The following is a 10,228-nucleotide window of genomic DNA, read 5'->3' as shown; positions in this document are numbered from 1 at the left end:
GTAAAGCAACATGAGTAATCCTCGAACCGCAGCTTGGGGATCTTTTATTTAGGGGCGGTATGTTATTAGGCGGTTACTCAGAAATGATATTTTTGAAATCATGATGTCATAAGCATTGTTGACTATACGGTCAATTATCGCATCGGAGATAGGACTGCATCAGCCATACGAACTGCTCACGGGTGAGATTTCTGACCTCCTGCTCGTTGCGGGGCCAGCTGAACCGTCCGGTCTCAAGACGTTTGTAGAACAGCAGAAAACCGTCACCCTCCCAAAGCAATGCTTTCAGACGGTCTCTTCTTCGTCCGCAGAACAGGAATAGGCTATCTGAAAACAGGTCCAGTTTGTGCTGCTGCTGAACGATAGCTGCAAGCCCGTCAATGGACTTTCTCATATCCGTATGACCGCACACGATGAAGATATTAGCGGCAGACAGGTCTTTCAGCATTGTTTCAGCCCTTTGAGCAGGACGAAGATAGTATCCTCGGATATACTTTTCGGCAAAGTGATCTCAATGCCGTCCTTCCGCATTATTATCTTATCTTCGCTTGATCTTGCAGCATTTGGAATGACTGTATCCGTCTCATTCGCAATTGCTGTTGATACGCTTACAGGGACGATACTCTGTTTTTCAGCATCATCGATCAGCTCACTTCTTAACACATTCAGCCTTTTGTAGTAGGTACTGACATTGATGCTGTTTTCAGCGCACCATTCTTCAACCTTCTTGCCGCTCGCTTGACAATCACTCACCATCGCTGCCCATTCCTTGTGACGAACCTGCTTTTTGATCTCCCGTATTCTTCCCATGATATTTACTCCTTTCGAAATTCGATTTTCCTTCAGAGTAATTGTATCATTATTTTATTCTTTGGTCGAGGGATGGGTGGGGTTGGCGGTTACAAAAGGTTGAAAAAGAAAATAGTTGAGATATGCTAATCTATTGGACACCATTCATTTTTTTCACATTTAGACTGTTGCCAAAGAAGACCATATTTCCTTTTTTCAACATTACAGAATCGGCAAAAAGGAACAGGATTCTTTAAAAAATCTAATATTTCTTGAATAGAAGAAACTTTATAAATGTCAATGTAATCTGACTCAGATATTTCCATTTTAGTATCAAAGATTCGATTAAAATGGCGAATACTAGCCATAGTAGGACATGGAAATAATTTTCCATGAGAACAAAATACACAAGCATTAGACCGTTGACATTTCATAAAATTATCTACAGGACGATTTAAACCTCTTTCATCTAAAAATAGACTCCACATTTCATATCTTTCCTGTCTGCCGCTAAAACTTTCAAATTCTATATTTTCATTTCTAATTTTATTTCGAATTGATAAATAATCAAATCCAATGGGGTATTCAGTTACAGCAATAACTATTTTGTTTTCCCTGCATGAAGTCCAAAAACAGTTATCCATCTGAGGTAAAAGAATACCATTTGTAACAATAGAAATTTTTGCTTCTGGAAAATATTCACGTGCTATCTTAAAAAAAGAATTGATTTCAGGATGAAGAAGTGGTTCACCACCCAGTAGATTTATAAATCTTGCATTTCCACCCGTTAGATATGATAACCGCTCAATATCATTACGAAAATCTTTAACTTCAAGAAATTCAGGCTCTGCAAGCGGAGAAAAGTGTGTACAACCAATGCAATTTAGATTGCAATGTTCAGCTAGATGAAATTCAAAATGGAAATCATATACCGTTGAACGTAAACTACGACGAATAGTATTCTTAATTAACTGTAAGTCGTCAATTATCTTGTTTTCAGTGTCCCAGTATTCCTTTTTTAGGCGATATGGAGAATATATTTTTTTGCAAATATCTTCCAATAAATCTTCATTCTCAAGATTTAGATTAATAATAATGTATTGGTCGTTATTTATAAAATTGTCAATTCTAAATATAGGAATGCTTCTATATGTACCATCTAGCATCATATCCGTTTCTGAAAACGAGCTTCGAGGAAGATTGGCTCGCTTAGAAGGATTCAATGAATACTCAAATGGACTTATTGTATATTGATCAACTAAAATACAAAATGGATGATAGCCCATATATTCAAAATAATCAAGAAATATTTCTAAATTAACACCTAAACCGTAAAGGCATACGTTTCCATTATTCTTTAGAATATTGTTAAGCTGATCTAGATTAATTATTGATTTCATTTACAACATCTCCTTATTCGCAATGCGAACATATTTCTATCAGTTCTTGAATATCGTTGATAATATTTTTTTCAGATTCAGTACAAACACTATATTTCCTTCTTAATTTATTTTTATATGATTCAAGTAGTTGGAGTGTGTAATGTAAAAAATCACCTTCCATATTATCAAGCATATTTTTTATTACAGAATAAGTAGTATAATACGATTTCAAATAATTTATGGAAAGAGCGTTTGTACATATTGAGCCAGAGCGAATACGTTTCAAATATAAAACATCAGTAATGCAAAAAACACGTTTTGCGTGGTATAGAACCTGAAATGTAAATAATTGATCTTCATACTCTATTCCTTCGTAAAAGAATATTTTATGTTCTTCCAAAAAGCTTCTTTTAAAAAATTGTGCCCATACAAGTACATAGTATTCTTTAGTTTTGTTAAACTCGCAGAAAGCTTCTTTTCCAGTCTTCACCATTGAAAATGAATACATTCTCTTTATGCTATTTATCCTATCAGCATATTGAGATTGTAGTTTTTTTTCTAAACAAAAATTCTCAAATGAAAAGAATAGGACATCAAGTTTCTTGTTTTCTAAAACATTAAGCATTCTTTCAAATGCATTTGGCTTTAAGATATCATCTGAATCCATAAAATAAATATATTCGCCGCGTGCAATTTTTAAACCTCTATTCCTAGCTGCGGATAAGCCAATATGATGCTGTGAAATAATAGTTATAAGATCGGGATAGTATTTTTGATAATCTCTTAGAATTTGCCCACTAGAATCATGAGAATAATCATCAATACAAATTATTTCATAGACATATTCCTTTTGAACAAGTATGCTCTCTAGACAATCAGAAAGGTATTCTTCAACATTCCAAACTGGAATAATAACTGATATTTTACATTGATATGAAGGTGACTTTGATTTACATTTATCGAAATATGTAACATATTGATTTTCTGAGAACCCACTACTATTTTTATTACTCATGATTTCCTCCAAAGCTATAATATGAAGTATTTGTTAGATAGATTGTAGTATTATTCAAATCCATACTCTTTACTTTACAAAAGCAGATATAATATCAGGTATAATTTTTTTTCTAATTCTCTTACGGAATTCGGTTTCCTCTTTTGAGGTGTTATATAAAGGTTTACCAGAAATAACATTGTCTGAAATACAGTAGACTATTGTACTAGGAATACCTATTTTTTCTGATGCTGCAAGAAAAGCTGATGATTCCATGTCAATAAAAGTACAATTCATATTAATGAAATCCTCTATATGATCATACTGAGAAAAAATGCTTTCTACTGAAATGCCATTTCCACGGTGTAATTGAATATTACTTTCACATATTTTATTTTTTATTGATGAACGAATAAAATCACTTAATGTATTATCAGTATTATACATCTTGCCAAAAATATCTTTTGAAAGATCTTCGTATAAAAATCTTGAAGCTCCTTCTGCACAATATACATTATCGGGTATTACAATATCACCAATTCCAATTCTTTCATCTAGTGCTCCAGCAGAACCGAGAAAAAGAGCGCGTTTACATCTAGTATACTGAAGAATCATCGTAACATCAGCACAAAAACATGAACCCACTCCACACACGATATATGTTAAATCATATTCTTGGCAATGCCAGATGGTACAAGATTGATTAGAGACTAACTGAGCAGAAATACCAACTGAATCTGGCTGCCAACAAGGCGCAATTATTACATTCTCAGATATGATAGTTGGTTCAACACCTAAAATAAATGTAATTAGATTGTTTATATTCATTTTATACCCTCACAATTGGTCTGCAACAGGAATTACAGGGCATAAATCAGTTCCCCTATTACATCTGTTACATGATGGATAATAACTTCTTTCATAAACAAACTGTATTAATTCGTTTCTTAATTGATCTAAAGTCATATTATCATCTGAAATAGAAATGCTGTTTCCTTCATCTGGTTGAAGTCCTAAATCTATTGAATGCGCAGCTCTAGGGCATGGGTACAATCTTCCTTTAAACAAGCTCATCCATTCAACTTCACAATTATCGTATTGTTTAGCAAGTTCTTCTGGACTTCGATTTCTAAGGGCATAATCTCCAAAATCATACCAAAGATAAGTGTTTTTTCCAAATAATTTAATTGAGTGATCTATCCCTTCTTCAACAAGTCGACTTAGTAATATCCCTGATTTTTTTTCGAAAGCTTCATAATGACTTATACGAACATGGTTTTTTGGATTTCGCAACGCCTTATATAATCGAGGATTATCAGGTGCGGCTGTTCCATTAGTTGGAATTACAACCCAGACTACTTCATTTCTTGAATTAAGAAATTCAATCACTTGATCCATATGTGGATATAAAAACGGTTCGCCGCCTATAACATTTACACGAAATACTCTGTCCACAACACTAAAGAAACGCTCTAGAGAATGAATGATTAATTCAATATCAATATCTTCTGGATGAGAGTACATTGGCATCAAACTCCCACATCCCTTACATCTTAAATTGCAACGTGTTGTCATACAAACATCAATACTGCCAATAACAATTTCTTCTTCGCCAGTTAAGTGCTCAGATACATTCATATGTAAACTTGTGTAATCCTGATATCGATTTACAAAATAATCTTTTGTATACCTTTTCATATATAATCCCCCTTGTTATATGTATAAACCACCATCAATTGATATGGATTGTCCTGTTATGCGTTTCGCTTTTTCTGAACACAAAAAAATGATTAATTCGGCAACGTCATCAGGTTCGATTAACCCTAAAGGCATTTTATCATTCTCTTTTTCGTAAATACTTTCTTTTTGTTCTTCTGTTTCAAATAGCCTGTTTATAAAATTAGTACGAACAGATGCTGGTTCGATAGCGTTAACTCGTATACCATAATTAATTGATTCAGCGGCACAAACTTTTGCAAGAGTTATTAATCCTCCCTTTGAAACTGCATAGGCACTATTTTTACAACGTGGATGCTGTGCTTGATCAGATGAGACGAATAGAACTGCTTTATCTCCTTTGGCTTTTTGAATTAACTGGAATGTTTCACGAAAGATTAACATGGAACCTGTTAAATTACATTGTATAGTGTTAGTCCATTCATTTATGTCCATATTATCTAGAAATGATCTTTGTTTATCAAAAAAAATACCGGCAGAGCATATCAGATAATTAACAGACTGATACAATCTTTTAATATTATTAATTGTATGAACTATTTCTTTTTCATTAGATAGATCACATTTATAAAACGTTATGATATCACTAATTGGACATTGACTTATATCTAAGCCAATTACTGTATATCCTTCATCCTTATATTTTTTTGCTGTACTTAATCCTATACCAGAAGAACAGCCTGTAATTATAACCACTTTATTACTCATTTCTTCTGTAGTCCTCACCTTCAAGTATAAATCTATCCGTAGTTCTACCTGATTCAGGAATATGAATGTGAAATAACACCAATTCTCTTGAAATAGCTACAAATCGATGTGTTGTTCCCGCTTCAATAAGTATTTCTTTTCCAGGTTCTATAGGTATTTCATCGCCATTTAAAAAAACACTACCATTTCCAGAAATAACATAGGTAAATTGATTTGTTGTGTGATGTACAACCACTGGTGAATTATCATCTGGGGTTAACGTATGATAATAATGTGTATTATTTTTTGAATCATTCAATAATTTATAAGAACTTAGTATGAATTCTGAAATCAAATCTTTCATTAATGAACCTCCCTGATACCACAAACATTAAATGTTTGTCCTGAAATTGTTGCTGTATCATCATTAAGTAAAAAATCAACCATTTCAACTACTTTTTGTGGATCAATCAGATGACCTAGTCCATTTTTCTCAGCCATTTGTAAGTTGAAGTGAGATTTTTCTAAGTTAAGAAGTTCAGCCATTTTTTTTCGATTTTCTATGCTTGTTTTTGTATTAATTCCTCCTGGACAAATACAGTTTACAGAAACACCCGTACCTCCATATGCTACTGCTATACTAGATGAAAATTTTTCTAAAGCACTTTTTGCTGCGCCATAATGAGCAATCAATGGTCTTGGCGATTTTGATCCTATTGACGATATATTAATTATTTTACCATATCCACGATTTACCATTCCGTTTATTACAGCTTGCATTAATAGAATAGGAGTATGGTAATTTAAAGTTGATACCGCAATAAGTTCATCAATTGTCATATCTAAAAAATGTACTGGAGATGCTCCACCTGCATTATTAATTAAAATATCGACATTAATAGAAGCTATTTGGGAAATTAATTCTCTAACTTCATTCATATTTGAAAGGTCACAGACATAATTATTGTCGCCAATATCTTGTCTATTTATAGTTATTATATTATACTTATCCTTATAATATTTATATAATTGATAACCAATACCTTGAGTAGTTCCAGTTATTAACATGGTTTTATAATCAGTGTTCATGATTAATATACACTTCCTTTTATTTTAATGGGAACTTCATCAGATGGAGTAATTATTTCAATTAACGAAGGTCGATTTGAATGAATTATTTTATGCAACTGTGATTCAAATTCGATTAAAGATGAAAAGCAATATGATTGCATACCTAAAGCTTTACCATAAAGCATAAAGTCAACGTTATTAATATCGCTTCCTCGATAATCATTCATAATAGTTTGACCGATACGAACCCTACCAAGTGCATGATTATTAAATACAACAAATGTAATTGGAAGTTTATTGACAAATGCAATATGCATTACATTTCCATTCATTAACATACAGCCATCACCAGTAATAGCGATATAGTGGTTACTTCTGTCAGCTAATGCCATACCAACAGCAGAACAAATTCCTGTTCCCATAGCTCTTAATCCTGTGTCTAAAAAGAAATATCCACATTTTTTCGGTTCAAGCAAAACAGCTGCATTCAACAAATGGTTTCCTGCATCCGCCGTAATTATACTGTCAGTGTTAGAAATGATCCATATTGCTTGAGCTAATACATCGCTACTTTCTATTTTTTCTCTCCAATATAATCTATATTTATTTCGAGAGATATGAATTTTTGCTTTCAATTGTGAATTGTTGATATGCTTTTTAGTCATAGATAACAACTTGTTTAAATATGTTTTCATATCCATTGTAATGTAATGTATTTCATTTCTATGATATTTTACGGGTTCATCTGTGACAACATAAATCGGAATTTCAGATAGATATTTTTGCAAAATAGTGTTTGAAATATCTTTGTCACTAAGGGTCGCTCCAAATGATATTATTGAATCAGGCGAGTAGGACTCAACAAAAGAGTCAATTTCAAAATTATGTCCATAACCGAGTTTACCTAAATAAAATGGATTTTGCGATTCAATACAACAATAAGCTTTAGATGTTACCAAAACAGGAGCATTTATTATTTCGGCTAAACGATATATTTCATTATATGCATCTGCCATCCATGCACCCCAACCAATTACAATAATTGGACGTTTGGTTATTGGTATCATTTCTTCAAGATATGATGATAACATAATTGGAGAATGTAGACGCTTATTGTTAACCGGAATATCTGCATTTTGTATATCAATTGGAATACTAATATGAACTGCTCCGTATCTATGTTGGACAGCCATTTCCATAGTTGAAATAATTTGCTCTGCAGCAGTTAGTGGATTTGATATACATACGCTTTTCTTTGTTATATGATTCAAAATGCTTGTTGAATCAAATCTTCTGTTTACAATGCTTTCTTCCTGTAGCATTCCGCAGTCTGTTTTTTTTATACTTGTTCTTCCTGAAATGTATATCAACGGTATAGAATCAATATTTGAATAAGCAATTCCACTTATACAGTTTGTTACTCCAGGACTTCCAATAGTTAGAACAGCAACGGGTTTACGAGATTTTTTTGCGTATCCAACAGCTGCATAAGAAGCTTCTTGTTCATGACTACATAGTATTATTTTTGCCTTAGAAATGTTTTGCCAAATGGGCATTATTTGATAACCAGGAACTCCAAATACCACATCTATACCTAACTTTTGAAAAAGTATGTCAATCAATTCAAATGTTTTCATATATTTACACCTGTAAAATTATTCTATCAAATTGTTGTATTTCTTTAACATCAAGGTTTTCTAAAACATAAAAAACTGTATTACCACGCTGAAACAAATATTGATTATTTTTCCTTTGTCCATTCATAAATTGATAACCATTTAGAGGCTTGCGTTTTTCAATCTGAATACTTTTACATAGCTTATTACAAGACTGAGTATCAACCAAATATTTCTCCTTTTTTTCGAGACTATGAGCTCGCATTGAACATACGCGCCCAGTAGTTAAATAACAATAGGGATAATATAATGAAAATCTTTGATACTTAGGTAAATTGATTCCGATAGCTGGTAAATCTAGTTCGCATCGTTCAATCATTTTATATCCAAGAGCATTCATAAATCCATCACTTCCAACACTTGGGGTACTAGCGTAAATGATACCCTCATGTCCATAATAGGAATAGAATTCTTCTTTTGTTGCTCTAATATCATGACTTAGCTTATCCATAATACGACCTAGGAAAACAATGCACATTGGATATTTGGTCTTTATTAATTCTAAAACACCAAGATCATTAATTACAATAAATGGATTTTCAGTAATCTCACATAATGATTCAATACATTGTTCTATTATTGAAATACCATAGTCAGTTACTACAGGGGTTACAAAAACAAACTCTAAATCTTCTTTTTTTGCAAAAAAATATGCTTTTTTTAGTTCATCTATACTAGGGATTCTATATTCACAGAACTCATTACCATAATACAATAGAGTTATCTCAGGCAGAATAAAGTTTTCCTGTAAAAACGAAACAGCTTTTTCAATGCCATTATCAGTATTCCCCCAACTAAATGAATAGTCTGTTATTTTCTTTCCATTGTATTGTTTAATATCTTCAATCATTAAAGCTAATTCCATATTATTATTTCATCATGCATGACATTCCTATGCTGCATAATGTATCCTTTCCATATAAATGACTAACTGTCTCTTGTATTTTATTTAATGGCATTTGCTGTTCAACGCAGCGAATTACATTATGTGCGATTTGTACCTGTCGTAATCGCTCATTTATATCATGTCCACGAATTGATATTTTTAAAGATACTATATTGGGTATTTGATATGTTTTAATAAGTGAACACGCTGTACAAGCAAAACTCGCAGTACAGTATTTTTTCTCATTAACCATTATCTCGTTTCGTGTCCAATCCTTAAATTCAAATTCACTAGAACGAAAAGATTGGATATCTTGATCATTTAGAAAAAGACCATTTCGAGAATAGTATTCTGAATAAAATAAGTCTTTACATATCGGAGTAAACTCATGAATACCTCTGCAATAGCCGTCATCATATAAACAACGATTACTAAAAATAAAGTATTCAAATTGAATGTTAGGAAAAGAAGATGCTATACTGATTATTTCAGAACTACTCATATGTCTAGGAAATACTATTCGTTCAACATTTTGAAAATTTGCGTAAAAATGTACCGCCATTTTATTTGTTACTTGATTAAGACAACTAACAGATACTTTAATATCAGGATAATTGTCATTTAAGTATGAGATCATACCAATATCACAAACAATCATCTTTTTTATCCCAATATCACTAACCTCATCTAAATATTTACTTAGCTCTGTATACGAATACTTTGGATAATGCTTTGCATTTAGCACAAGAAATAGTGTCGTATTATACTTTTCTGCCAATTCAACAGCAATTTTAAGATCAGAAATTGAAGATATATTAGCATTTTTGCCATTTCTATTGTTTAATGGAACTGATATAGTTGAATTGGATGCAAAAGAGCTACTATGTTTTCTTTCCCAATAATCAGTAGTATATCCACAAAAGAACTCGGTGTTATATATTGTTGGATTTAAGACCTCTATATCTGAAGCAGACGTAATAGGTGCAAGAATCTTCATATAATATTC

Annotated in this window: 12 protein-coding genes; all 12 read right to left on the bottom strand. The window is 32.2% G+C overall.

All coding sequences use genetic code 11. The features are described from left to right. Nucleotides 1-130: 130 nt before the first annotated feature. The 12 genes from tnpB to AB5123_RS10510 all read right to left on the bottom strand — a co-directional run bounded on the left by tnpB (nt 131) and on the right by AB5123_RS10510 (nt 10,219). Nucleotides 131-448: an IS66 family insertion sequence element accessory protein TnpB gene (gene tnpB / locus AB5123_RS10565; protein WP_368364807.1), complete on the bottom strand. Its 318-nt coding sequence runs from the start codon at nt 446-448 to the stop codon at nt 131-133. Next, the gene (locus tag AB5123_RS10560; RefSeq protein WP_368364806.1) at nt 442-810 is read right to left on the bottom strand and encodes an IS66 family insertion sequence element accessory protein TnpB; all 369 of its coding nucleotides are present in this window, start codon (nt 808-810) and stop codon (nt 442-444) included. Before AB5123_RS10560 ends, tnpB begins: the two co-directional genes overlap by 7 nt. A gap of 125 nt (nt 811-935) precedes the next feature. After that, nucleotides 936-2,189: a radical SAM protein gene (locus AB5123_RS10555; protein WP_368364805.1), complete on the bottom strand. Its 1,254-nt coding sequence runs from the start codon at nt 2,187-2,189 to the stop codon at nt 936-938. Nucleotides 2,190-2,202: 13 nt separating this feature from the next. Then, on the bottom strand, nt 2,203-3,186 hold the full coding sequence (locus AB5123_RS10550) for a glycosyltransferase (RefSeq protein ID WP_368364804.1): 984 nt from the start codon (nt 3,184-3,186) through the stop codon (nt 2,203-2,205). Nucleotides 3,187-3,255: 69 nt separating this feature from the next. Continuing rightward, nucleotides 3,256-3,993 carry a hypothetical protein gene (locus AB5123_RS10545; protein WP_368364803.1) on the bottom strand — a complete coding sequence of 246 codons (738 nt, stop codon included), beginning with the start codon at nt 3,991-3,993 and terminating at the stop codon, nt 3,256-3,258. 9 nt (nt 3,994-4,002) lie between these two features. Next, entirely contained in the window at nt 4,003-4,863 is an 861-nt protein-coding gene (locus AB5123_RS10540) for a radical SAM protein (protein ID WP_368364801.1), read from the bottom strand. Nucleotides 4,864-4,878: 15 nt separating this feature from the next. Continuing rightward, on the bottom strand, nt 4,879-5,610 hold the full coding sequence (locus AB5123_RS10535) for an SDR family NAD(P)-dependent oxidoreductase (RefSeq protein WP_368364800.1): 732 nt from the start codon (nt 5,608-5,610) through the stop codon (nt 4,879-4,881). Next, entirely contained in the window at nt 5,603-5,953 is a 351-nt protein-coding gene (locus AB5123_RS10530; RefSeq protein ID WP_368364799.1) for a cupin domain-containing protein, read from the bottom strand. The genes AB5123_RS10535 and AB5123_RS10530 overlap by 8 nt, the downstream gene beginning before the upstream one ends. Then, nucleotides 5,953-6,678 carry an SDR family oxidoreductase gene (locus tag AB5123_RS10525; protein WP_368364798.1) on the bottom strand — a complete coding sequence of 242 codons (726 nt, stop codon included), beginning with the start codon at nt 6,676-6,678 and terminating at the stop codon, nt 5,953-5,955. The genes AB5123_RS10530 and AB5123_RS10525 overlap by 1 nt, the downstream gene beginning before the upstream one ends. 2 nt (nt 6,679-6,680) lie before the next feature. Continuing rightward, entirely contained in the window at nt 6,681-8,297 is a 1,617-nt protein-coding gene (locus AB5123_RS10520; protein ID WP_368364797.1) for a thiamine pyrophosphate-binding protein, read from the bottom strand. Between the two features lie 4 nt (nt 8,298-8,301). After that, nucleotides 8,302-9,186 carry a hypothetical protein gene (locus AB5123_RS10515; RefSeq protein WP_368364796.1) on the bottom strand — a complete coding sequence of 295 codons (885 nt, stop codon included), beginning with the start codon at nt 9,184-9,186 and terminating at the stop codon, nt 8,302-8,304. A gap of 19 nt (nt 9,187-9,205) precedes the next feature. Further along, nucleotides 9,206-10,219 (bottom strand): U32 family peptidase, encoded by a 1,014-nt coding sequence (locus AB5123_RS10510; protein WP_368364795.1) that lies wholly within the window; start codon nt 10,217-10,219, stop codon nt 9,206-9,208. Nucleotides 10,220-10,228 lie beyond the last annotated feature (9 nt).

The sequence above is a fragment of the Ruminococcus sp. RTP21204st1_B2_RTP21204_210225 genome, from assembly GCF_040914135.1.
GTDB lineage: Bacteria > Bacillota > Clostridia > Oscillospirales > Ruminococcaceae > Hominimerdicola > Hominimerdicola aceti.
This window is presented reverse-complemented; position numbering and strand designations above follow the sequence as displayed.

What these genes read in the sequence shown, in the direction of transcription:
- tnpB (WP_368364807.1), bottom strand. Translation starts at nt 448, where the DNA reads ATGCTGAAAGACCTGTCTGCCGCTAATATCTTCATCGTGTGCGGTCAT.
- AB5123_RS10560 (WP_368364806.1), bottom strand. Translation starts at nt 810, where the DNA reads ATGGGAAGAATACGGGAGATCAAAAAGCAGGTTCGTCACAAGGAATGG.
- AB5123_RS10555 (WP_368364805.1), bottom strand. Translation starts at nt 2,189, where the DNA reads ATGAAATCAATAATTAATCTAGATCAGCTTAACAATATTCTAAAGAAT.
- AB5123_RS10550 (WP_368364804.1), bottom strand. Translation starts at nt 3,186, where the DNA reads ATGAGTAATAAAAATAGTAGTGGGTTCTCAGAAAATCAATATGTTACA.
- AB5123_RS10545 (WP_368364803.1), bottom strand. Translation starts at nt 3,993, where the DNA reads ATGAATATAAACAATCTAATTACATTTATTTTAGGTGTTGAACCAACT.
- AB5123_RS10540 (WP_368364801.1), bottom strand. Translation starts at nt 4,863, where the DNA reads ATGAAAAGGTATACAAAAGATTATTTTGTAAATCGATATCAGGATTAC.
- AB5123_RS10535 (WP_368364800.1), bottom strand. Translation starts at nt 5,610, where the DNA reads ATGAGTAATAAAGTGGTTATAATTACAGGCTGTTCTTCTGGTATAGGA.
- AB5123_RS10530 (WP_368364799.1), bottom strand. Translation starts at nt 5,953, where the DNA reads ATGAAAGATTTGATTTCAGAATTCATACTAAGTTCTTATAAATTATTG.
- AB5123_RS10525 (WP_368364798.1), bottom strand. Translation starts at nt 6,678, where the DNA reads ATGAACACTGATTATAAAACCATGTTAATAACTGGAACTACTCAAGGT.
- AB5123_RS10520 (WP_368364797.1), bottom strand. Translation starts at nt 8,297, where the DNA reads ATGAAAACATTTGAATTGATTGACATACTTTTTCAAAAGTTAGGTATA.
- AB5123_RS10515 (WP_368364796.1), bottom strand. Translation starts at nt 9,186, where the DNA reads ATGATTGAAGATATTAAACAATACAATGGAAAGAAAATAACAGACTAT.
- AB5123_RS10510 (WP_368364795.1), bottom strand. Translation starts at nt 10,219, where the DNA reads ATGAAGATTCTTGCACCTATTACGTCTGCTTCAGATATAGAGGTCTTA.